The following is a 25204-nucleotide window of genomic DNA, read 5'->3' as shown; positions in this document are numbered from 1 at the left end:
GTCGTTTGCCAACATCTTTTCCACGAGATGGAGGCAAACCAAATAGGGTGTGGAAATACCGCTCAACGAAACGGCCAGTCAAAGACTGCCCTACCTGGCTTACCATAAAAGCGCCATGTAGACACAAAAGAGCCACTAAAAGCGACTCTTTAGTTCGTTGAGTAACAGGTTTCCACGCCTGGTCACAGATTTTGCTGTAACATCTTTATCTTATGTGCATAAATTCAATTGGTCAAATTTTATGATCAATATTTAATCAATTGATTCAAAAATAATTACCTATATTTTTAGAGGCTTAAGAATACAGATAAGTATCTTATAATTTCTACAATATTTAGTTGCTGTAAACTAATCGCAATGAAACTCTATATATTTAAGCAGCGTGATTTAATAAAGGAAGTAGATTGAAACTGCAAATTTTATCGGATACTCACAATTCTAAATATTCAATATCAGAGCAAGCTGATGTCATTATTCACGCTGGCGATTTTTCTAATCGCTTAAGTGGTGCAATTGAGTTTGCCGAAAAATGTAAATCTCTGAATAAAAAATTTATCTTTGTTTTAGGTAATCATGATTACTACAGCTCTAACTACAGTTCAGTCGTGAATTTCTTGAAAGAAAACTACCCAAAAAATGCACTACTTGATGACAACCATATCAAAATTCAAGATAAAATATTTGTAGGTGGCACGCTGTTTACGAACTTTCGCTCCAATTCTCCACTTATATCTCCTGAGGTGCTTTTACAGTCCCAAAAAGATGCTGAACAATCGATTTATGATTTTGATCAAATCATGATTAGCAATGAAAATAGACCTATAACCGCCGATGACTACATAAAACTATTTAACAAATATCATCAAAATATTTTGCAGTTTAGAGGGCAAGATCATGTGATCGTTATTACGCATTTTCCACCTCATTTAGCTTGTCTTGATCCATATTGGGGTACGCACCCTGTTGCATCAGCCCTCAATCCCTATTTTATTAATGACCTAGATGTAAAAGGGTTTAAGTTATGGATTGCAGGACATACGCATACATCAGTGGATACTGTAGTCGATGGATGTAGATTAGTGATCAATCCTTTGGGTTATCCACCAGAGCAAGGTAAAAATGGGTTTAGAGAAAATTTGATCATCGAAGTTTAAATAGATATTTTTTCTGAAACCTTTTTAAAGCATCAGATAACTCGATTTTAAAATTGTCTGCAATATTAATGATGAAGCATTAGTCCTATCAAAACCTAAAATAAGTGTCGTCACATGTTTTTTGGTACTCAATAGTGCTGTTAGGACTTTTAAGCTTTAGCTCATAGTTAGAATTAGTATAAAATTACATAACACCAATAAAGTTTTATGGCAAAATGAGAAGACCGATCGATTTTAAAAATATTGAACAAAGATCACGCCCAATTATTGAAGTTATACCTATGGCATTTGACAACAGTCAAGCAACACAACGTATTGTACTACATCATTTAAAACGTGTAATTCATCAACATAGAGATGAACTACAAAAGCTTGCCTATAAATAAAGCTCATTATCCACGTTTAAATGTTCATACCTATATTTGGCCACTTTTTCCACTACATCAATTTATTTCAAATTTTCTGTGATACTGATAATGAAATTTATACCACATCCGAACTAGGAGAAACTCATGTCGATTCCTTTAGATCCTGAAAATGATTGGAAGAATAAAATTGCAGATCAAATACTTAAAGATCTACTCGATATCCATAAAATCCAAGGTAATACTATTAAAAAAATGAAAGCAGACCAAAATGGTGTTTTCTATGTAGAAGAGGAAATATCAATTGATGACGTACTCAAGCAATTTTGAACTCTGCTCATTGAAACGATATAAAGCGCTTGAATTTTATATTTAAAAGCTTAACCAAATTGTATCACCTGTAGATGCGTACATAGCTTCAGCAGTTTCTTTCAACACATCTCTATCATCCGTTTCCATTGATAATTCATCACATGCAGGATATCTACTATCGCTTGTAGAAGATAAGCTGGATTGAACAATAGACTCAAACAAGTGGAACCACCTCTCTCTAAACACCAGCCTTACTCTAAAAAGACCCGTGTTCCACAACCGACATCGCTAGAACACACGGAATATAATCCTCAGAATTTAGAACAACCGAAGACAAAGATCTGGCCTTGGATTATTTTTGGAATATTGTGTTTTATGGTGGGTGCCGTCATTTTTTAGCAAGAACAGCATTGTATTTTAATCAAAAAAAATGCCCACACGGATGAATGGGCAAACTAAGGAATTAATATCCTTCAGAAACTCCAGCGCAATTCTCGCTACTTTCAGTAAGCGACTGTAGCTCAATCATGATGATCTGACTCAATCGAGTCGAGGTAAATCAATCCATCACAAATGGAGTAGAAATTATGCTTGATCACATTCTTGGTTAATGCTGAAAAGTCTTTGGGTTTTGATCAATAAATAGAAGTGCCGATGACTACCCTCAACTTTACTTATTTTCACATAGCAACCAATCGAGAGCACTCATTTTTACAATACCATTATAATTTGCTTCAGTCCCTATCGTGTCTAAGGTAAGTAAATATTTGGGATACGAATCAGAAATTTTCTGTAATGGACGTAACTCTCGGCTGAGTGTCTCCTCATTGAGCGTTTCTAATGCCACCTGATAATAAGTTAAATTCTGTAAAGTATCGACAGCAACAAAATCAATTTCATATTCATCAACCCGCCCTACATAGACCGTATAACCTCGTCTGACAAGCTCAAGATAAATCACATTTTCTAAGATATGACCTTGATCAGCATTAGCATCAGGCAACATAATCCGGCGCAATCCGACATCAACTAAATAGTATTTTTCAGAGGATTGTAATAACTCACGCCCGCGTACTTTAAATTGTGCGGCACTATAAAATAACAAACTGTCCTGTAAGCCCTGAATATAGCGTTTTACTGTTTCAAATGAAATCTTAACCCCACTTGAAACAAAGGTATTTTTAATTTTATTAATGGAAATAGGTGAGCCTGTCACGCTTGCCAAATATCTTGCGACACGCTCGAGAGAGTTAATATCGGCAGTATTCAAACGGGGAATAACGTCTTTAAACATTACACTGGCATAAACCGCTTGCAAGTAATCATAAGTTTCCTGCTGGCTAGTCATGGCAAGCGTATAAGGGAAACTACTGCGCGTATACATGGCATACAAATCACGATTGGATAATTGTTGGATGATCGGATTATTTTCAATATGCCACTGTTTAAATTCTTGGAATGACAGAGGTAGAACGTGTTGCTCGATATAGCGTCCTGTAAGTAAAGTCGCAAGTTCTCCACTTAGAAAGAATGCATTTGAGCCTGTAATATATAAATCGATATAATCCCGAACATATAAGGAGTCGACTACTTTCTCAAAATTTTTAACATGTTGTATTTCATCTAAAAAAACATAGTTTTTTTTGCTTTTATCAACTTTAGACAGTACATAATCATGTAGTTTACGGTAATCGGTGAGTTCTTCAAATTCCATAAATTCGAAGTTGATGGCAATGATGTTTTCGGCTTGTACACCCTGTGCTTTTAGGTCTTGTTGAAACATCGCCAATAAGGTGGATTTTCCAGAGCGACGTACACCCGAAAGCACTTTAATGACATCACGGTCTTGCCATGTATTCAGAAATTTTAAGTAGCCATCACGTCGAATATTAGCGCTTCTCATTGTTTACACTTGAAATCTAAAGTTTTAATTAATTCTATCAAAGTTTAGAACCTAGATGTAAAAATATTCAATTTTAAAAAAAATTTAAAGTTTAAGTGAAACATTCAAAGCTACTGTTGAAGCATGCAAACAGTAGATCTGATCAAAATCCAAATTCTGTCTTTTTGATTATTTTCCATGTTATGTTATTTCATTGATGCTACGAGTTAACTGCTATATAAATTAAGTGAAAAGTAAAAGGAATTAATATGTTAACTAGAGTGGAACTCATTTTTGTTGTGCTGATGGTCTCAGCCTTAATCCTCATTGCTTATGAAATGCTAAAAGGTTTATTTTAGGGCATCTATACAATTTTTGATCAAAAAAAAGCCCACAGAGGGAATCTATGGGCGAAACTAAGGACCTTGACGGTCATTCAGAAACTACAGCTAGTTTCTGGTTGTGATTCTAAAGTGAATTAAAAACAACCACATTGGCTGAATATATCAAAAGTTAAATCATTGATAAATTTTAGAAAATTAATTTACCCCCTCTGCTGCTCAATACAGTAATTCACCAAACAAATCCGCTCTAATCTCTTCCAGGCTCAGATCTGATTTCATCCTATTACAGATGGGATGAACTAGCAGGCCATTCTCTAGAACGCCTTGCCCACCTACGGCTTTGGCAATCCTATGATCCGATTCAGTAGAATCAAGATAGATCAATCCATCACAAATGAGGCAAAAGTTATGATTACCCACCAGAAAATTGTGCTTAAGCAGACTCTTGGTTAATGCCGAAAAGGCCTTTGGCTTTGACCGAGAAATTGGACTAATCGACTCCACATATCCCACCACATTCTTGACTACTGCATCATCATAACCACCCAAAAACCTTTCGACATAGAACTCGTTAAAGTTTATGTACTTGAAGGCCTTAGACATGGACAGAATAAAGGTATTCAGGCATTTCTCATCATCAAAATCAACCTCCATTTCCAAGCTTAAGCAAATAAAGGCTTTATAGACAATTTGTAGCCGATCATAGCCCTTGATACCACTGCCGAACTTGCCGACCGTTTCGGTGGTCGCCACGGGGAAATTGGCGATCAAGAACTCAATACTACGGCGTACCCGGGTGAAGTCCTTGAAACTAATCTTTCGATGATGAATCTGCATGCGGCTTTCATGAATTTCATACACAATTGAAAACCATGCAAGAAAAGAAGTAATCTGAAAACGCTGATCCTTATAAAAATATAAGTATGGATGTAAGCCCAAACTCGGAACCCCAGCATTTTTTACAGGCGTCGCTATTCTGCAAAGAATGGTCAACAGATGCGACATTAGGTTTTCAACGCGCTCCCCCTGATTCAGACTCATAATATTATGAATCTGATCACCCGCAATGATATTCATCAGCTCATTGACCAAGCCAATTTTTTTGCCATGACTCATTTCATTGTCTAATAAAATGGTCGAAAAAAGTAACTGGTGGATCCTCTCCCCTAACTCAATCAACTCATTTAAACGTGTATATTGGAGCTCTTCTAGGTTAGATTTATTGTCATTGATATAACAACAGGCATAGATCGCATAATACGCGTCACTACCGCGATTTCTTAGGTGATATTCCTCATATTTATCTAAACGTTTAGTATCTGAGTTAATCGATTGAAATACCCGTCGCGCATCTTCCGGAGTTCCCAGTACCTGCCTGAAACTGATTTTAATATCGCCTAATTTCGATTTTTTTTCTGCGAATTCGGCATCAGTACAAATTTTTTGAAAATCAGCGAGATCTCCTAAATAATTGCGGAGGTAACGAATATCTTGTTTTTGTGGATCATTGAAATTAGGTGATTGAGTGACTTGCTCATCCGCAAAATATCTATTAATCCACGCATAGATACAGGAAAGACGATGTGCTCCATCAATAATGTAAATATTGCCGTGTATATCTTTCCAATACAAAATGCATAAATTGATGTTTTGATCTTCTGTGCAATCCTCAATAAAGTTTGCAATTTCTTGCACGCTCCAACATTCCGTAGAACGCTGGTTATCCGCCTTAAATAAACATTTGATGATTGGATGCTTTTCAAAATCAGTCAGTGCCACTTCAAAATTGTCACGCTGCATTGAAGGTGACATTTCTTCTGGCAACATGACTTTACGCTGAATAATATTGGTCAATAGTCGTGTAGAACCCATTTCTTATTTTCTCCAGGCAACACTTTCCTACTTTCGCTCAAGTACGAAATTTGAAAATGTATATAGTTCGATTTGGTTAAAGCTGTGAATTAAATGACCGTCAATATCCAGTCAGCGCTAACAAAAGAGACCTAAGAGAAATGGGGGGATTAGATAATAAAATCTTCATGTTTAGTACCTGTAGTTTAGAATTAACTATCTACAACCATCTTTTCCACGAGATGGAGGTAGACCAAACAGGGGTGGAAATACCGCACTACAGAAGACGGCCAGTCATAGACTGCCCTGCCTGGCCTACCATAATGGCAAACTAAGCATAATAAGCACAAAAAACCGCTAAAGCGGTTTTAATGCTTCTGTAGTAATTTTCAGGTTTCCACGCCCGATTACAGATTTTGCTGTAACGTAATTATCATATGGGTATCTTTTTCTTTGGTCAAACCGAATTAGAATTTTTTTATTCATTTTTAAATAAAAAAATATAAATCGATAACATATGGATCAAATTGAAAGCAAAGAACAAATCAAAGTCGCTGATTCCTAGGCCCATTAGGTTGAACGATATATGCTTAGGCTATTTGCACAAGGAAGGATGCTATCTTAACGTGAAAGAGGACTCCACCCGACAGTCAGGGTAGAGGTGAATTTCACAGATTTTAACCTTGTTGGTTTTGAATATATGTTTTAATAATGTCCAAAGAAGCACCACCACACGACCCTGCAAAATATGAGCGTGACCACAAAACAGGTTTTGCATAACTACCACGTAAATCTAAAAACTCATTCCTCATTTTTCTGCTTGTTACTGATTTTAAGTTATTCACCAATTTACTAAGCTGAACTGTCGGTGGATACTGAATAAGCATGTGAATATGGTCAGCTTCACCATTACATTCCTTTAATTCCGCATCAAATTCTTTGCAAATTTCAGACACACACTCAGTAAAATATTTATGATGCAACTCACCTAAAATTTTCTTTCTGTACTTGGTAATAAATACTAAATGTACGTGTAAATTAAAGGCTGAATGTCGATTTTTATATATTTCAGTCATTGTTTGAATGCTTGTTTAATGCTAGTATTTATATATATTAACACATACACACTCATTTATGAAAATCAACAAAGCGTATAAATTTAGGCTTGAGCCTAATGCGGAACAGGAGCTTGTTTTAAACAAGTTGCTTGGCTCTGCACGTTTTGTTTGGAATCAAATATTAGCTCTCTCATTTGAGATGCTTGCTAATAATGAGCGAATCAATAAAGTTAATTTAGTTAATAAAATCCCTTAACTACGCAAAAAGCCTGAATGTGCTTTTTTAGAAAACAGTTCAAATGGTGTTTCACTTCAACAAAAAGTTCGTGATCTTGGCGATGCTTGGGCTAAATTCTTCGATAAAAAAGAACAAGCCAAGTTAAAACAAAAGCCTTTCAAGCCTAAAAAACCAAAATTCTTTAAATTAGCGGATGGCAGTGAAGTTCAACTTCGACCACTCATGCCACGATTTAAAAAGAAATCCGATGGTTATGATTCGATTCGTATTGTTCAGTTTGATAGATACTGTTGGGTTAAAGGCAATCAGGTTAAGTTGCCTAACGATATTGGTGTTGTGAAATTCAGAAAATCACAAGATATTTTAGGTGATATTAAAAACGTCACAATCTCAAAGCATGTTGGGAAGTGGTATATTTCTTTTGGTGTTGAAAGCACATTAGAAACCCCTATCCATCCATCAAAATCAGCCATTGGTGTTGATCTTGGCATCAAAAAATTGGTGACAACCTCAACAGGTCAGGTTTTCGACCCGATCAATAGTTTTAAAGCCAATCAAGTAAAGTTGGCTAGACTTCAACGCAAGATAAAAAAGAAAACAAAATTCAGCAAAAATTGGAAAAAACTTAATTTAAAAATTGGTGGTGTTTCAAAAAGTATGCTGAAACAAAGCAGGTTGAATTTTGATAAAATAGAGAAATGCGAATAACTCTAGAAATCAAATGTCCAACCTGCCTCAGTGACAGTATAAAGAAAAATGGCATCAAAGTAGATGGGAAACAAAACTATCAGTGCAAAGACTGTAAACGTCAGTTTATTGGTGACCATGCTCTGAGCTATCTAGGATGTCATTCAGGCATTACTCGAAAAATATTACAGTTGATGGTCAGAGGTAGTGGTATACGAGATATCGCTGAAGTTGAGCGAATCAGTATCGGTAAAGTTTTACGTACTTTAACCGAATCGACCTACCAAATTCAGCCTAAACAAAGTCATTATGAGTCTCTTGAAGTTGATGAGTTTTGGACTTTTGTGGGAAATAAAAATAATAAACAATGGCTTATTTACGCCTACCATCGAGAAACAGGTGAGATTGTTGCTTATGTTTGGGGTAAAAGAGACTTAGCTACAGTTCAACGATTGAAGGCAAAGCTTAAACAATTAGGTATTCACTACACCCGAATTGCAAGTGATCATTGGGACAGTTTCATAACTGCTTTTAAAAACTGCAAGCAAAGTATTGGTAAATTTTTTACTGTAGGTATTGAAGGTAATAATTGCAAAATAAGGCATCGAATTAGGCGCGGTTTTAGAAGGAGTTGTAATTTTTCAAAAAAGATTGAAAACCATTTTAAAGCTTTCGACTTAACCTTTTTTTACATCAATAATGGCTTCATTTAATGTCAGCATACTTTTTGAAACACCACCTAAAAATTAACAAGTTACACCATCATATTGCCAATATTCGGCATGACTACTTACACAAAGTCACGACAACTCTCAGCAAAAACCACGCAATGATCGTAGTTGAGGACTTAAAAGTAGCCAATATGTCGAAGTCAGCAAGCGGAACAATTGAGAAAAAAGGAAAGAATGTGAAAGCCAAATCAGGCTTAAACAAATCAATCCTAGATCAAGGTTGGTCAATGCTTGTGGGTATGTTGGAGTACAAGCAACAATGGCGAGGTGGTTTACTCGTTAAAGTTGACCCCAAATATACAAGTCAGACTTGTAGTTCATGCGGTCATGTTGCAAAAGAAAATAGGCTCACTCAGGCAAAATTTGAGTGTATTGAGTGTGGCTTTAGTGAGAATGCGGATATAAACGCTTCTCGCAACATTTTGGCGGTGGGGCACACCGTTTTGTCTGTGGAGGGAAGATGCGGTAAAGGTCGCCCTACGAAGCAGAAAGCCAGCGAAATCCGTAAGGAAGTCGCCTAAGAGCATTTGCTTTTAGAATCCCCCACTTGAACATCGTGAAAGTGGTGGGAGTATGTCAAACGGCTTCTAGCAGCATATTAAATGCAAGGTATGATGTAGTCAGGTAAATGATATTTATGCACACGTAGCTGTCTTGAACAAATTCACAGAATTTGGCTGCACTTATACCCAAATTGTCACTTGAATTTAGCTCAATTAGGGTAGCGCTGTCTTTCAAAACTTTATGTAATAAAGCGTGCGTAAGTCATATTTACTTAAATTCTGATATGATCTCTAATCACCAAATATCGTACACTCAACCATGCTAGTACCCATCGCACGGCGCTTAATGACGCTTGTTGAGACATAATTCTAAAATAATCATATTTATTATGTTTCATCACTATCGGAAAAAACTGATGTTCTGTAAGGATTGAAAGCATAGGTTCATCCTCTGCCGTAAAATGCATCAATACTTTTGTTACATTACTTTCATACAACCATTTTTTTATTAACCAATTATAAGTTTCTGATTGGTTTTGTTCTAAATAATCAAATCGCTCTAAAATCTCTTGTGCAGAATTAAAATCTACAGCACTGAGTAATTCAGGCAAACGTGCTAACTTTCCTTGTGTCGATAATGGATGTCTTCCTATATTTGAACCACGTTTACCTGACGGAATGTTTGCCATCATAATTAAAGCTTTCTTCCAGGACTCAATATCTAATCGTGGCTGCCCCTGCCCAGAAATAAGATACCGCTCAATATCTTCAAACTTTTGAAATAATTCGTGTTTAATTACTTTTCCAGTCGAATTCCCTCTTTTTTGAGCATAGATGACCCACCTCTGACTTTGTCTTTTTTTGAGTACATATTTTTCGATGGTGTCTCTCAACTCATATTTTAGATTACCATTCTGTTGATGAATCGCTTGGAAATGCCTGAATAAATTACTCCGACTCATGACTCGCTTAAAAAATGCAGTATGTAAATTGGGTTGCTGTTGTTGCATGCTATAGGCATAAGTAGCCAGAAATAAGATATGAACATAATGCTTTAATGTTGTCGATTCATGTAAATGTCCAAGCACTCGACTAATCGCCTTAATCCCTTGCCCAACCTGTCCTTCATTGCCTACTAGCGTATTAAATTGCTCATTCGATGGCATCCAATTTTGTAGCCATGGCAATTCTATCGTGAGCGCTTTAAAATCCACCACTGTTTGCAAACACTTTAAAGTATATGTACTTGCAAACGTATGTCTTAAATGATGTAAGCTGAGATCAACATCTCCAGTGACTTTCTTTAATATTTGAGATATTTGAGCAAAAAAAGGCCTATGCTCACTATTCTCATCAGACATTAATATCGAATATTTTTTATTCTTATAAATATCATTTAATCCATTTTGAATCGTCTGACTTAATAAATTCATCGGAACAACACGTTCTGATCCAAGTGTTTTTAACTGATGCTCACCATAAGGACGAATTCGGAGCATATCCTCATCAATATCTAAGGGCCGTAAATGAAGTGTCTCTGAACGGCGTACACCCATCGCTGCAGATAAACGAAAATGACGCTGAATCTCTAGACGTAAAGCAGCATCATTCACCCCAGATTCTACAGATTGTAATATTTGAACGATCTGCTGCACTTCATTTTTTGAAAAAACTTTAGCACTTGCTTGATGCGCTGTACGCTTGTGTAACTTTATACGATTATCATTTAACTGAATTAAAAAATCTCTAAAGCGATTCCACGCAGCGAGATGCTTGCGGTGTGGAAAATGCTCTTGCGTCAACTCCATCCATTTTTGAAATACATCTTCATCAATCTGGCTATCTTTTGTTAAATCTTCTGAAAACCCCAATATACCTGCACTGACGATGGCCAAATGTAGATGAATCATATTTCGATTCTGTAGACTTAACTCTTCTGCATCACAGCGTAAAATCAGCCATCGCACAAAGCACGTTAATAAATTGACTGAGTAGTGATTCGTTTCATTATTGGCAAGCTGTTTAAGCCAAATGCTTGATCTAGATTCACCTTTTAGTTGCTGAATCATCGCTAAAATATCAGACAAATGTAGTTGCTCATCGTCTATTTCTATTTCACTTTCTGGCTCAGTGCTATCTAAATTTGTGGTTAATTTTTCATATTCGAATAAGCGTAATAATTCATTTATTGAAAGATCTTCAGTCAGGACTTGGCCTGATATATAACCTGCAATCAACGGAGTGCTATTTAACATCACATTTTGCTGTAAAGCTTTCAACCATTGAGCTAACGATAGAGTTGACTTAACCCCTATTTGTTTTAAATATGTATTAAAACACTTTTGCCAATCCTTTCTTTGTAGATCTTTTGACTTTGCTAAAATCTCTTTTAATCGGGGCTGTAGATATTGTCGGTCTACTAAAATTAAAGTCGAGACATAAGGACTTAACAGTACTGTACGGCGTATCTTCGTCACAGATCTATCATTATTCACTACCAGCTCAATAAGCCGACTATATCCCATAGCGACTATAATAAACTCTAACATTGCTTGTAAATGGCTTACTCTGCACAATTGTGAATACATCGAGAGTACAACCAACAAACGTCCTATTTCAACATCACAATTTTGATGTTCAGGTAAATGTTCTAAATCCTTCTGAATATGATCAAGTAAGTTTTGTTCAATATAACCCCATGTACTAAAACTATTTTCAGATGTCAGCCATGTACGATGAGCTTTTTGAGGAAGTTGAACGAATAAAGGAATTTTCGTTTTATCGCGAATATAAGCACAATATGCCTTGATCGCTTGAGGCAAATCAATATTTTTATTTTTAGCTAAATTTGAGGCTAATAGATGTCCAAGCTCTAAAGCTACTTGTGGCTCAGGATTTTCCTCAAAAATCAGCTGATAATAGGACTTATAGTCTGGGTTTTTCAGCCATTCTTTTACATCATTTTCTGAAAACTCTATTCTAAGCTTTGTCTCTACTTGTACTGTTTTAGTCTCTTGAGTTAAAACAAATGTAGGAACATTCTTGATTTTTAAAAAATCAAAATCTTCAATACACTCGAAACCTAATTGTTTTTGCAAGTTTTCTTGTACATCAAGCCACTGTTGTTTAAAGGCTGATACAGGAAATACGGATAATATATCCCATGGATGACGACCCCGTATCCAGTGCCCAAGTCCAGCGTCCTTGAACCTCCCAGGTAACTGATTACGATCAGAGCGAACCAACTTCCGTGCCCAATTTCTAATTAAATCTTCAATCTGATGAGGATCATACAGTTGCACAGCATAAGATGATAAATCAACACGTAGCTCAATTTGCTCCCCCAACATTCCCATCAAACCACGTAAACTTTGAATTTGTTTGATCAATGCTGGAGTCAATGGCACATAACGATCAGTTGATTCATTTTGATGATGCTTATCTTGAATCAAGGCCCAGCCTTGCTGACTGATCCACTTTGGAAAGGGTTGTTTAATCCCTCGACCAGCTGTGGCAAGATTTATCCATAATTCCGTATATGACATTAAGTACTTAAAGAACATCTGCCAATCTTTCTGTTCATTGGCTTGATATATATAATTTTTTATTCGTGCAATTTCATTTTGTATTTCAATAATCTTTATTCCAATTGGGCTACCCACCCGCTTATTGGAAGAGTATATATATTCAGGAATATTAATTTTTATCGTTCTTAAACAAGCAGCCCAGAGTTGCTCAAGTTGCCTCTGTTCAAAAGAGGCATAATGAATCAAGTTATCATAATTTCGACCTGATGCATTCGTCACTGCTTTAACGACAGCTAAATCACCTTGGCTATGATCATATAACAACCGTGGAAGAATATCTCGAATGCTTTTGAGGCTGATTTCTAGCTCTTTAGGTACACGGTTAATCAGTTCACTCGCGTCACGTTCAACTGCAATATGCTGTCTTGTAATCCCAAGATTTTTGACTTGACTCACCAAATCATTGAGTTCAATCGGTAAAACCAAATGTAACTCGTTGGTCCATGGCACGTGAAATTTAGATTTTTTTGGCTTTTTTTTGAGTATTGGTGTCCCAGCTAAAATACTCAATACATATGCAGATAAAGTATGATCATACTTAATAGTAATATTATTATGACCAGTAATATTATTATGACCAGTATTTTGACTAAAACTTGGCGCTGTTAATTCAGTAACCGAACGTCCTGTGAGTAAACTCAATATTAAAGCTAATTTTGCGCGTAAGATTAAGCTGGCATCAGTATGAGATGGTTGACAGAGCCTAAATACTTCTTGAATTGAATTTAAGGACAATCGCGATTTGGTCCAAACTAAACCAACATTTGCAGCTTCAATATGTTGAGAAGTAGACTTAGATGCATAAAGCCCTCGAATTAAATCGGATTGTTCTGCCAAAAAAAATCTAAACAAGGGCTCCAATGGTGTTTCATCTTCTTCAATCTCATCATCCTCAAATACATCAGAGACTAGACCACGATGAATTTCATCTACATCCTCTAAAGGTTGGATAGCAATACTTAATGAGCCGTATCGTTGCAAGATCAGTTTTCTATGCTTTAAACCTATACGGTGTAAAAATTCTCGACGTTTTGTTTTATTTTTTTGCCGATTATTTTGCCAGATTTGTGATAAAAATAGCTTTAATGCATAATAAATTTTATTTAATTGTTCATCTTTATTATGAACAGACATTAACTGAATCAGTTGTTTCGGGGAATTTTGAAGCAGTGATGCTTTTACATCTTCTAAAATCTGTGTATTACCAGCATCACCTAATAGCCTAATCGCTAAAAAGGCATTGTACACACGAGATCCTTTTTGGTCTTTCAGCTTTATGCTTCCATCACCCTTTAAATAACTACTATAAAGCTCAAGAGCATGTACCCTGTCTTGAAAATGAAAAATTTGCTCTAAAAACCAAATAATTACAGTATCAAAACTCTCATTATTATGATTTTCTCCTGATTTAAGCAAGAGCAAATCACAAATTCCACTGTCTCCAGTAAAGGGGCGCAACGGCGTGGGGTTATGTTTATTTTTATCCGTTGTTTTTGAAAAAAAATGTGAATATTCCTCAGAATACTCTAATGCACTAATGATCTCTAAAGTCTTAAGCTCATCACGAAATTTTGGTAATTCATTATCACCAATCAAGGTGAAAATTCGCTGACAAATGACAACGATACCGGCTAAGCTATAATGTGCACGTAATAAAAATAATGCTCGGAGGAGTTTTTGTTCTTCTATAGGGGTATTCTGGTTTATCCATTCTAGCAGTTGCTGAAAATAAATATTCATAGCCTACTCCTAAGACGATAAATCCATGCTTTCCCAAAGTCTGTTAAAGCTAAAGCAACTTCTGCCGTTGGCGCCAAACGAACAATTTGCTTTTGATATTTTTGATACAGTTCTTCTAGTTGAGGTAAAAGCACAAAAAAGTCAGCTATGTGAAAATAGGGTTGCACAGACTTGCCCAGCTCTTTCACTTTAATTCTTTCTAATGGCAAAAGCTTCTGGGCGATATAACCAGCTAAAACATTTTCGATTAAAAAAGTACCACTCACCACTGGTGGTGCCCAACCTACCAGTTTTTTTACAAAGGAAATAGGCAGCTTATCTAGATAATCCTGTGTATTTAAAAATAAAATCATTTCTTCTGGATCTAAACGCTTTAGCCGAAGTTGGTCTGCAACCACCATCTTGTCCTGTGCTTTATCCATTTTTCCCCAGTGTCTTCTTTTCACACTGTCCTGTAGAGTTTTTACCTTACATAAATCCCTATCGACAGCAAGCAATAACTTACGATATATCGCGAGCAGTAGTAATGCTTGATTTTTAATTTTTTCTGAAAACTCACTGCTTATTTCCCCATTGAGTAACATCATTTTCAAAACTAAAGCTGGGCATGGTTTTTCAAACCTACCTTCAGATATTGTCAATGCATCAATGAGCAATGGTGTCATCATTTTTTTCTGCACAGGTAAATTATTTTTAGCGTTAAAATAATAGAATACCATAGTCCCTAAATTAACAAAGTAAAATCAAATAAATTTTATATTTACTAAATAAGTATCTGGATTATATGATTTATTTACTAACCTTATTTTTATACTAAATCATATCTACCGGTGGGAATGTTGGCCCCATTCGCACCAGCCATACCCAATTGAGGTTGAGGTAATAATTCCTGAAATTTTCTCTGAATTTCATTGCAGAGATCGCTAATGTATTTTTTTATCGCATTCTTTGCATTAGTAATCTCAACTTTGAACTTTTCCAAAGCCGATTTTAAACTACCGCGAACTTTATTGAGGAAACCATTAATAGCTTGAATTAAACGATCAATACATTTGTTTAATGCATTTAATGCTGTTTTTCCCATCTTTTGCCATGGCTTAGACCTGAGCCATGCTTCAGGAGCATTGTTCCATGGGCTTTTTATTTTTAGTTTTTTGAAGGCACTCTCAAAGCCTTCCATCAATTTAAAAATTTTTAATTTATTAGCTTCCTTTGATCTTGCGGCTTTGACAATGGTTTTAACAGCCGAACCAATTTCAGGAATGACTCCAAATGCAGTAAGAGCCAACGCTTTATAGTTATCAGATGATTTACCATTTTCTTTTGAAAGGTCTATTAGATTCGCTATTAGGTCTCTAACATCACAAACCTGATCAACCACAGGAATCATACTGATTAAACCACTAACAATGATTTGTGACATCGTAGGATTCTTATTGAAATCACCCTTTAACATTCCCCAAATCCAGCTACTTTTATCTATTACAGCCACCGCAATATTATGATTTGTCACACTCTCGTTAATCGCAGCTTGACCTTGATAAAAGAATATTTTTTCCCACCACGATAGATTCGGATCTGGTTTACTTGTGTCATATTCTCTATATGTAAGATAGTTAGCTGGGCTATCCTGAATATGTTGTGCAAGTTTTTCAGCACCGTACCAAAACTGTTGCTGTATATCAGTAGAACGGTTAGCAATTTTATTCCAAAAAGCTTGATTTTCTGTCGACATTTTATTCACTAATTTTCATTATTATTCGATATTTCTAAGTCTTGTTGAATAAACCAATCATCAATTTCATGAGGAGGAAAGTCATCTTCAGACTGATCTTCTCCATATTGAATTTTGGCTCTACCAGCTGGAACACCTTTAACAACAGCTTTGCCTTTATCGTCTAATTTACCTTTTTTTCGACTTCCATCTGAAAGTAAAACTTCAAATTCAGCATCTTTTACAGGTGAGCCATCACTATGTAAATATTCTAGAACTAAGTCATCCTTTTTGATTTCAGTAAGTGGTAAGTGTGGTAAAACATAATTTGTTTTACTCCCCCCCCACAAACTTATGCTGTCCAGCTTTTACCTCAAACTTGCCACTAGTCGTAGGAAATATACCTGAACCATTAATCTTGAGCTGTGAACCGCCTCCAGTCAGGATGAGTTCTTTCGGACTAGTGATATAAACCGTATCTTCTGTTGAAATAATTTGAATCCCTTTACGGGCAATCAAATCCGCTCCATCCCCCTGAGCTTGTATTTCAATCTCCCCCTTACCAGCAAACAATCTTGCACCTTCGTGAGCTGCAAATAAACTGATTTTACTTTGTGCATGTACAAGTAGACTCTTTTGTGTACTCAAGTTAATACTATCACCAGCGCTATGACTGATTTGACCATCTGCTGATAGATGTACATCTTCATTGGTCGTTAGTGCAATAGAGTTTGGTGAAGTTAATACCATAATGGCTTGTTTAAAGGCTTTTGCTTTAGCCTCACTTTCTTGTTCAATTTGTTCTATAAATTGTTTCAGATTGTCTAATACTTCTAAAGGATCGGTTTGTTGATTTTTGGCTACTTCACTGAGGGCTTTAGAATTATTGAGATTGGATTCCAGTTGCGATTTGGTTTCTGCTACATCCAATTGATTGCCTGATGCATTGTCTTGTTTATAGGTAGAAAGGAGTAATCCTTGCTTAGCTCTCAGTGCTCCCCATTGATCTGTTCGCAATTCAAAACCTTCACCACGTCCATCACTCGTGTCTGTCTCTTTCGGATGGCTAAGATTACCTAGATTGAGCTGTGATGCCCCATGACTACTTTGTAGTTGTGTGCTGATCTGTCCAGTCGTATCGTCAAAACGAAGTTGGCCAAAGCCATCGCCTTGGACTTGTTTGGAGCGAATCCCTGAAAGCTTCATGGTATCGGGAAGTTGTCCTTTTTGATCAAACTTAGTTGGACTACGATGTGCTTCATGAATGCGACAAACGACATATGGTCGGTCGATATTGCCATCAAAGAAATTAATCACCACAATCTCACCAATACGCGGTAAGAACCGTGAACCATAACCTTCTCCTGCCCAAGGGGTGAGCACATCTACCCACGCTGAGTCAGTGTCAATATTATTCGCGCCTGAACCATTGTCATGCATATGGTCATCTGTTCGAGTAAACAGAAAACGGATTATAATCCGTCCCCATTCATCGACATGAATTTCTTCACCCTCGACGCCTACGACTTTGGCACGTTGTGGGTGGGTCTTAGGGCGATCTTCAAGTGGCCTGTAAGGTGGAACAATGTCAATGTTTCGACGTTGTAAAATAAGGTTATTGGCTTGGCGCTCATCTTGATTGTTGGTATGAATTTCGGGCTGTTGCCAATGGCTTTCTTTGAGTAAGGCGGTGACTTGGTCAGTTAGATCTTTAGGCAAATTATTTTGGTTATAAAAGGTCTTTGCTGTGATTAGAAACTCTTGATCGGAACCTTCATGTTGATCAATTTTAGGATGTTCTTTGAACTTAAACCAATACCCGACATGTGCATCACGTACTGTTGAAGTCGCACTAAAGTACTTGGCTTGCGAATTGAAGTATTTGCTTAAATTTTCATTCAGTTTTTCAATTTGTTTATTGCCAGACTGAGTTGCACCATCTTCACCTTTGAGGCCTTGTATCCATGCAGGACTGATGTGAAAGGCTTGTTCTAAGCCTAAACTTACTACATCTTGATTATCTGAATGCTGATGTTTTGTGAGTACCGAGCCTGCACCTTCTTCTTGTGCTAAAGCATCTGCTTGCCATCTTTGAAGGTGTACCGCAGTTAGTTGTAGAGAACGCAATCCTGTGAATGCTGTGATAATGTCTTGTCATTCTGTAGCACTACTTCGATGAAAACGAATATTGCGACGATCTAATGCTTGAAATTGGGCATTATCATCAATTAAGCGTAGCTTTTGTGGTTTGATCTGTTCAGATGAACTCCATACTTGATGCTGTGCTTCATCAATCAGTGTAGTTACACCTTCAGAAGCTAAAAGTCGTTTAATAAAGTCGTAGTCGGTTTCATTGCTCTGCATGATGAAGGGACGAACATCATAGCTTTTGCTTAATCCGCTTTTATCTAAGGTTAAGCTAGAAGCGAGTAATGGGCTTTTCACTTAAATCCAAAACATCAAACAAATCAGATGCACTTTCAAATCATGGGTCTTGGTATCATTAATAATAAATTCAGTAGGATTTCCATCCGCATCCACAACTAAATGGATTTTAGAACTATTTCCACCAACGTTATTAGAAATAGCTTGGTCTTTCACTCCGGTCGTATGTTGATGCACTCGCATATGAGATGCATCAATAGAAACCTATTCTAGATTTGCATCATTTGATAATAATTTAAAGACTTAGACCATTGATTATGCGCCAGCATTGTTGTAATACATAACAAGAAGGAATGTGGTTTGTCGATTGAATTTTACTTTCTCACTATTTTTTATACAACAAATGTCAACAGCATCTAACTTTTATAAATATATATTATAAAAAAATTGTTTTTAATTAACATTAATTTTATTACTAGGTATCACCAAGATTATACTATCAGACATATTTTAAAGAAAAGAAGTGTAGCAAGTTGCTACACTTCTTGATTTTTCTCTACCAACTCTTTCAATAGATTTTCTAATTTTTCCAAACTAGCATCATCAAAATGAGAAATTTTTAAAGAAACCTTTAATAACTTATCATTAAATTTAATATTTCCAGCAACTTTCCCAGCATATTCAATTTTTTTTACAAGCGATGTTGATGGAGAGTCATTATTATCTTGAACTAGATATTTCGTAGCTTGTGCAACAGCCTTAGTTTGCTCAAGTTGGCCATTCTTTACTTTTGTCCAAACAGTTAACAAGGCTTTTTCAGCACGTTGTTTTATTTCGTCGTGATCTGCAAGAAATTTTTTAAAAGCTGTTGCAGCAGTTCGACCTAATAACTGGGGCTCATTTACCAAATCATTCAAGATGGCTTTAGGCAACTTTTCAAAAGATAAATATTTATACATGTCTTCGCGATTTAAGCCTAAAGACTTCGCTAAACGTTGTTTATTTTTCTTTAAATTTTCATCTAAGCCTACTAGACCAATATAGATTTCGAAGTCTGTTAAATCCTGGCGTTTTAAATTTTCAGCTAGTGTAAGTAGTGAAGCTTCTTCATTATTTGCATCAATAATAATTGCTTCAATGGTCGATTTTTTTAGAATTTCATGCGCACGTAATCGACGTTCACCTGCAATCAGTTCAAATTTTAAATTTTCAAGTTTACGAACAGTGATGGGTTGCAACAAACCAACTTCATCGATCGATTCAGCCAGTTCTTTGATTTCCTGCTCATCAAATTTTCTACGCGGTTGATAAGGACTCCGTGAAATGTCTTCAATGGGGACATTTCGTCTAAATTCCTTTAATTCCTTGATATTATCTTTTTGAGCTAATTGATGCTTTTGAGTATTTTGTTTCAGCTTTTGAGCTAAAAGTTCTTTTGCAGTTGCCATAAAATTCTCAATCAGTTAACTTTAGCTAAAACTTCTTTAGCTAAACTTTCAAAAGCCTTTCGAACCTTTCCACTTTTGTCTAGCTTAAGTAAAGACTGCTGCATAATTGCGGCTTGATTTACTTTTGTACTTTGTGGAATAGTCGTTTCCATAATATAGCCCACTTGCTTAAATGCTTCATCACGAATGAGTTTACAAACATTTTGTCTCTCATCGTGCTTAATAAGTAGTGCACCTAATAATTGTAACTCCGGATTGATTCGCTTTATTTTTTCTAAATGATTAAGTAAGTCTGTAACACCATATAGACCATATTGTGAGCCAGATTCAATCGGGATAATTACATGTGTTGAAGATGCTAAAGCATTACTCGTCAATAGTTTTAAACTTGGAGGGCAGTCAATTAAAATAAAATCATAAAGATCTTTTAATAGTTCTAATTTTGTAGTGAGTTCTTCTGATGGTCTTGGCGCATCTTCTTTTAATTGGTCCTCAGTTTTTCCTAAATTGAGAGAACCATAAATTAGTGAAACATTATCAAAATTAGTATCTTCTTCTAAAGCGTCAGTAAGTAATGAGACATCACCTACTAATAATTCAGCGGTTGTTACTCCAATTTCACTTGGATGTTTTAAACCAATATGCAAGCTAGCATTTGCTTGAGGATCTAAATCGATTACAAGCACTTTTTTTCCTAAGTTTGCTAGCTCAGAGGCTAAATGAACAACTGTTGTTGTTTTACCACAACCACCCTTGTGATTCGCAACAGCAATAATTTTTGCAGACATACTTGTCAAATCATTCTATATTTACAATTACTATTAATATAAATAACTTTGGGCTAAGTTACTACACCTTTTAAATTTAAAACAGTCATTTGTATAACGCTAAAGCAATTTTAAATTTAAAGTTTTATATAGCTAGCTTATTTAATAATTAATAGTAATTAATAATTAAGTTAATTAATAATTAAGTTGATATTTTTTATTTAAAAACAATAGCATATCAACTTTAAGGTGGAGGGTTTGTCACCTTAAAGTGGAAGAGTTGTCCTCTATAAGTGGAAAGATGATCACTTAAAAGTGGAATATCTGTCACTGTAAAGTGGAATATTTGTCACTTAAAAGTGGAGTGTTTGTCACTATGGTGGAATGTTTTTCACTGTTAATTATAAAATATATGTATTATCATTTAAAATATATATAAAACAATTATTTATAATGTTGATAAGTTAGTGAATTTAAGTGCAAGAGTGGAAAAAAAATCACTTACAAAAATAATATTGTGGATAAAGTTGCAAGGCTTTTTTTTACTACACCATTTTTTGATATATTCATTGATCTAAGAGTGGAAAGAATTTCACGCACTCACCCTAGAATGCAGAAATTTTGTTCTTATGACTAAACTCGATATTTTTTTTCAGTGATCTGCGTTTTTAAAGGTGGAAAACTTGTCATATCGAAATAGGTTAATTGATTATTTAAAATCCATTATGGGTATTTATTCATCAATCCGTATTTCTATAAAGAATCAAAAACATCTAAAAGTGGAGTATTTGTCATCTTGGGGTGGAATTTAAAAATATATTTCCACTTTAATTGATTTTTACCTAAATTTGGTGACAAGTATTCCACCTTAGGTTTTTTAGGTGAAAGTGTTGAATCTTTTTCCACTTTTTTATATAACATGCATAATCAAGTTAAGCACACTTAAAATAGTTAATACACTTTATGTCAGAACTAAGCCATAACAAAGAAGAGCTGGATTCAATCCCGTACTGCATAGGTAATATTCGTCACAATGGGGTTGTAAGTACTAGCAATCGTTTGATACGACCTATTGAATTGTCAGCGAATGAATATAAAGCACTTTTATATGCGATGGCTGTTGCCAATTACGGTGAGAAGAATCATATCGATAAAGAGATTAGTGAACAAACATACATTTATCTGTATAAAGATGATTTAGCTGAATTACTGGGATTAAGTAAGCGAAATTCAATTAATGTAGCCATTGATCGAATTTACAAAGAACTTTCATCCCGTGTGGCGCACTTTGTAATTGAAGAACCTGTAGATGATATAAAGAAAAAGACTAAAAGAGTTCACTCGGTTGTCCCTATTATCCGTGAGTTAAGATGGGAAGATGATTCAAAGAATGCACTTCAAATCAGATTTACCAGTGAAGTATTACCTTACTTTACTCAATTAGCTGGTGGTAATTTTACTACATACCAACTAAAACATTTATTTGCTCTAGATTCAGTTGCAAGTATGAGTCTTTATACCTATTTCATAAAAAACGAATTCAAATTTAAGACTCAAGAAATCTACGAAGTTCCATTATTATTAGAGAATCTCAAAGCTCTAATTGATATAAATGAAACTAAATATGACCGTTGGGTCGATTTTCGACGTTATGTATTAGATAAAATTGTAGCTGAAATTAATGAAAACACCGATCTACAGTTAGAATATGAAACAATTAAAAAAGGACGCCCTATTGTAGGCGTAAAATTTAAACTACATCATCGTGGTTTTGAAAAGCCTGTAATTGAAAATAAAAAGGCCGAAAAATTAAAGATCTACTTAGATGTTCCATTTGAAGATAATGCTGAGGTAAAAGATCTAGGTGCAAAATTCGATACCACTGTACGTTCATGGTATATTTTTAATGATGATGCTAATTATTTACAGCTTGAAAAGTGGTTTAAGACTGTAGGTTGCCTCACAGACTCTCAAGCAAACGTTGTTATCAATGATTCATTATTTCAAATGGATTTTGCTGAAGTTGGAATGAGCTTAAGTGACTTTAAGAGAAAAATGAAAAATAAATTGAAAACTGATAGTAAATTTGTGGAAGACATCAAGGATCGTCTAAATGAAATTTTCGGAAAGGATATTATCTAGGAGTGTAGCAACTTGCTACACTTTTATCGGCTATTCTTAGTTCAAGAAACCACTTATAACTTTAATTAGTAAAACAGTTATATTGAACGTTTATTTCAACAGAGATGGATCCGGAAATTTGAACAACTCCTATAATTGATATTCTGCTCCTCAAATGATGTTATAAACATCAATATATGGAGTATTTTATGGCACGTAGACCAAGAAGAAATCATTCAAACGACTTTAAGGCTAAGGTAGCACTTGCTGCGATCAAAGCAGAAAAAACACATGCTGAATTGAGTTCTGAGTTTAATGTTCATCAAAACCAAATTATTGACTGGAAAAATCAATTGATCTCAGCTTCCTCACAAGCTTTCGATCAATCAAAAGCTCCATCAGAACCCCCCATTGATCTTAAAAAGTTACATGTAAAAATCGGTGAGCAGGCATTAGAAATTGATTTTTTAGAAGGTGTGTTGAAGAAACTGGACTGCTTCAACCACAAAAGTTAATCGACCACTCACTTCAGATTTCAGTATCTAAAAAGCTAAGTTATTGAAAGTCTCTCGTGGTTGTTATTATTATCGCCCAAAACCTGTTAGCTCATCAGATCTGAAACTGATGCGATGTATTGATGAATTACATATGCAATATCCTTTTGCAGGCAGTCGTATGATGCGTGATTTGTTGAATCTTCAAGGGCATCATATAGGACGACGTCATACACGTACTTTAATGAAGAAAATGGGTATTCAGGCGTTATATTGCAAACCAAATTTAAGCCAGGCTAATCAAGCTCACCGTAAATATCCATATCTGCTCAAAGGATTGGCTATTCAGCGCAGTAATCAAGTGTGGTCTACGGATATAACGTATATCCCTATGGCAAAAGGCTTTGTTTTATTTATGTGCTGTGATTGATTGGCATAGCCGCAAGGTACTTGCGCATAGGGTATCGATTAGTATGGAGGTTACATTTTGCATAGAAACATTAAATGAAGCTATTGAAAAATATGGTCGACCTGAAATATTTAATACAGACCAAGGCAGTCAATTTACCAGTGATGCATTTATTGATGTATTGAAATCAAATGGCATTCAAATCAGTATGGATGGTAAAGGTCGATGGATTGATAATGTGATGGTTGAACGATTATGGCGGAGCGTTAAATATGAAGAGGTGTATCTCAAAGCTTATAGCAGTGTCACAGATGCGAAAAAGCAATTGAGTGCATATTTTGAGTTTTATAATTTGAAACGACCTCATTCGAGTCTAGACAAAATGACACCAAATGAGTTTTACTATGATCAGCTACCGCAACAAAATAAGGTAGCTTAACTAGAGCAGAGTATCACTTATAAATAAGCTTTTAGTTGTTCAAACATGTGGGACCACCTCTGGTAGTGTTAAATAAATTGTAAATTACATATATATTAACTACAAATGTGCAATAATTATGAGGAAGAGTGAATTTTATTACATTAATGATAGAGGCTTATGTTAATTATTAATGTGTTGCGGAGAGTTGTTAATGTATAAGGTTTTATTGCTTTTAGTTTTAATATGTATGGGGGGAACTGCTTGTGTATCAAATTATAGGCATCCCTCGGAGTTACGTTTTCAAGAAAAAAATACAAAGAATAATCAAATAATAAGTTTAAAAAGAGATGGGGTCTTATGTGCTGGTGATACAGAAGGAAATCAAAATTGCCCAATTGAATTTTATATCGATAGTATTAAAGCTGGAAATTTTTATATAAATAACTCGGCTCAATATTCATTAAAACCTGAGACGTATAATTTCAAAGTAAAAAACTGCACTGAAGCATCATGCCAGAGTTGTGATATTGACTTGAACGTAGGGCAGTTAGCGAGCAATGAATTAGTCCTATCTGTCAAAGCTGATGGTAAGCCTTTTATTTCCAATAATGGCCAGCCATTAAGTTGCGAGGTAAAACCACAGGTTGTTGCACAGGAGCATACAATTCGAGTGGATCTAGCAGCAGATACTTTATTTAAATTTGATGGTTCTTCTTTGAATGATTTATTACCAAAAGGCCGTCAAGAAGTACTAGACGTTGCATCGCAAATTCGCAACAACTTTGTTTCAGTGAGTCAAATTAAGTTAGTTGGCCATACAGATCGTTTGGGAAGTGATAGTTATAACAATCAATTGGGCCAAAACCGTGCAGATACGGTGCGTAACCTATTGATTCAAAATGGTGTGGTAGGGAATGTGATTTCGACAGCAAGTGCAGGCAAGCGTCAACCAGTGACTAATAGTTGTTTTGATGAAAAACAGTAGTCAGTTTG

Annotated in this window: 15 protein-coding genes and 7 pseudogenes; 10 read left to right on the top strand and 12 right to left on the bottom strand. The window is 35.5% G+C overall.

Annotated elements, in window-relative coordinates:
- The first annotated feature begins 404 nt into the window (after window positions 1-404).
- The 3 genes from G0028_RS19765 (at window position 405) to G0028_RS19755 (ending at window position 1849) form a co-directional block, all read left to right on the top strand.
- Entirely contained in the window at window positions 405-1154 is a 750-nt protein-coding gene (locus tag G0028_RS19765; protein ID WP_180035931.1) for a metallophosphoesterase family protein, read from the top strand.
- A gap of 215 nt (window positions 1155-1369) precedes the next feature.
- Entirely contained in the window at window positions 1370-1540 is a 171-nt protein-coding gene (locus tag G0028_RS19760) for a hypothetical protein (RefSeq protein WP_180047511.1), read from the top strand.
- Window positions 1541-1666: 126 nt separating this feature from the next.
- Complete coding sequence (locus G0028_RS19755) at window positions 1667-1849, top strand: hypothetical protein (RefSeq protein WP_180035932.1); 183 nt, start codon at window positions 1667-1669, stop codon at window positions 1847-1849.
- 42 nt (window positions 1850-1891) lie between these two features.
- Here the strand turns inward: G0028_RS19755 and G0028_RS19750 are convergent, their stop codons facing one another.
- The gene (locus tag G0028_RS19750; RefSeq protein WP_180047510.1) at window positions 1892-2053 is read right to left on the bottom strand and encodes a hypothetical protein; all 162 of its coding nucleotides are present in this window, start codon (window positions 2051-2053) and stop codon (window positions 1892-1894) included.
- 15 nt (window positions 2054-2068) lie between these two features.
- Between G0028_RS19750 and G0028_RS19745 the strand changes: the two are divergent.
- A pseudogene (locus tag G0028_RS19745) lies at window positions 2069-2230 on the top strand (DUF4236 domain-containing protein); the annotation flags it as partial.
- 131 nt (window positions 2231-2361) lie between these two features.
- On the opposite strand, the pseudogene G0028_RS21425 reads toward G0028_RS19745, so the two are convergent.
- From G0028_RS21425 to tnpA, 4 genes and pseudogenes are all read right to left on the bottom strand, one after another.
- Window positions 2362-2466 (bottom strand): annotated as a pseudogene (locus tag G0028_RS21425) (HNH endonuclease); the annotation flags it as partial.
- A 35-nt stretch (window positions 2467-2501) separates the two neighbouring features.
- On the bottom strand, window positions 2502-3734 hold the full coding sequence (locus G0028_RS19740) for an ATP-binding protein (RefSeq protein ID WP_194088769.1): 1233 nt from the start codon (window positions 3732-3734) through the stop codon (window positions 2502-2504).
- A gap of 539 nt (window positions 3735-4273) precedes the next feature.
- Window positions 4274-5929 carry an HNH endonuclease signature motif containing protein gene (locus tag G0028_RS19735; RefSeq protein WP_194088768.1) on the bottom strand — a complete coding sequence of 552 codons (1656 nt, stop codon included), beginning with the start codon at window positions 5927-5929 and terminating at the stop codon, window positions 4274-4276.
- Between the two features lie 656 nt (window positions 5930-6585).
- Window positions 6586-6984 (bottom strand): IS200/IS605 family transposase, encoded by a 399-nt coding sequence (gene tnpA, locus G0028_RS19730; RefSeq protein ID WP_180036180.1) that lies wholly within the window; start codon window positions 6982-6984, stop codon window positions 6586-6588.
- Between the two features lie 58 nt (window positions 6985-7042).
- On the opposite strand from tnpA, the pseudogene G0028_RS19725 reads away from it, so the two are divergent.
- The 3 genes and pseudogenes from G0028_RS19725 to G0028_RS19715 form a co-directional block, all read left to right on the top strand.
- Window positions 7043-7843, top strand: a pseudogene (locus G0028_RS19725) (RNA-guided endonuclease InsQ/TnpB family protein); the annotation flags it as partial.
- A 59-nt stretch (window positions 7844-7902) separates the two neighbouring features.
- Window positions 7903-8604: an IS1-like element ISPa14 family transposase gene (locus tag G0028_RS19720; RefSeq protein ID WP_015586042.1), complete on the top strand. Its 702-nt coding sequence runs from the start codon at window positions 7903-7905 to the stop codon at window positions 8602-8604.
- Between the two features lie 17 nt (window positions 8605-8621).
- A pseudogene (locus G0028_RS19715) lies at window positions 8622-9143 on the top strand (RNA-guided endonuclease InsQ/TnpB family protein); the annotation flags it as partial.
- A gap of 254 nt (window positions 9144-9397) precedes the next feature.
- On the opposite strand, the gene G0028_RS19710 reads toward G0028_RS19715, so the two are convergent.
- From G0028_RS19710 to G0028_RS19675, 7 genes and pseudogenes are all read right to left on the bottom strand, one after another.
- Complete coding sequence (locus G0028_RS19710) at window positions 9398-14452, bottom strand: tyrosine-type recombinase/integrase (RefSeq protein ID WP_180047563.1); 5055 nt, start codon at window positions 14450-14452, stop codon at window positions 9398-9400.
- Window positions 14449-15120: a hypothetical protein gene (locus tag G0028_RS19705; RefSeq protein ID WP_180047565.1), complete on the bottom strand. Its 672-nt coding sequence runs from the start codon at window positions 15118-15120 to the stop codon at window positions 14449-14451. Before G0028_RS19705 ends, G0028_RS19710 begins: the two co-directional genes overlap by 4 nt.
- Window positions 15121-15260: 140 nt before the next feature.
- Window positions 15261-16187 (bottom strand): hypothetical protein, encoded by a 927-nt coding sequence (locus tag G0028_RS19700; protein WP_180047567.1) that lies wholly within the window; start codon window positions 16185-16187, stop codon window positions 15261-15263.
- A gap of 8 nt (window positions 16188-16195) precedes the next feature.
- Window positions 16196-18608 (bottom strand): annotated as a pseudogene (locus G0028_RS19690) (DUF2345 domain-containing protein); the annotation flags it as partial.
- A 33-nt stretch (window positions 18609-18641) separates the two neighbouring features.
- Window positions 18642-18854 (bottom strand): annotated as a pseudogene (locus G0028_RS19685) (IS5/IS1182 family transposase); the annotation flags it as partial.
- A 233-nt stretch (window positions 18855-19087) separates the two neighbouring features.
- Entirely contained in the window at window positions 19088-19999 is a 912-nt protein-coding gene (locus G0028_RS19680; RefSeq protein ID WP_104442427.1) for a ParB/RepB/Spo0J family partition protein, read from the bottom strand.
- 11 nt (window positions 20000-20010) lie between these two features.
- Complete coding sequence (locus tag G0028_RS19675) at window positions 20011-20787, bottom strand: ParA family protein (RefSeq protein ID WP_130075507.1); 777 nt, start codon at window positions 20785-20787, stop codon at window positions 20011-20013.
- Window positions 20788-21729: 942 nt separating this feature from the next.
- On the opposite strand from G0028_RS19675, the gene G0028_RS19670 reads away from it, so the two are divergent.
- The 3 genes and pseudogenes from G0028_RS19670 to G0028_RS19660 all read left to right on the top strand — a co-directional run bounded on the left by G0028_RS19670 (window position 21730) and on the right by G0028_RS19660 (window position 25196).
- Entirely contained in the window at window positions 21730-22908 is a 1179-nt protein-coding gene (locus G0028_RS19670; protein WP_104442428.1) for a replication initiation protein, read from the top strand.
- 176 nt (window positions 22909-23084) lie between these two features.
- A pseudogene (locus tag G0028_RS19665) lies at window positions 23085-24229 on the top strand (IS3 family transposase).
- Window positions 24230-24422: 193 nt separating this feature from the next.
- Window positions 24423-25196 (top strand): OmpA family protein, encoded by a 774-nt coding sequence (locus G0028_RS19660; protein WP_227554840.1) that lies wholly within the window; start codon window positions 24423-24425, stop codon window positions 25194-25196.
- Window positions 25197-25204: the final 8 nt, after the last annotated feature.

The sequence above is a fragment of the Acinetobacter piscicola genome (assembly GCF_015218165.1).
Classification (GTDB): Bacteria; Pseudomonadota; Gammaproteobacteria; order Pseudomonadales; family Moraxellaceae; genus Acinetobacter; species Acinetobacter piscicola_A.
Note: the sequence above shows the minus strand (reverse complement) of the source record. Positions and strands in the feature narration are given on the sequence as shown.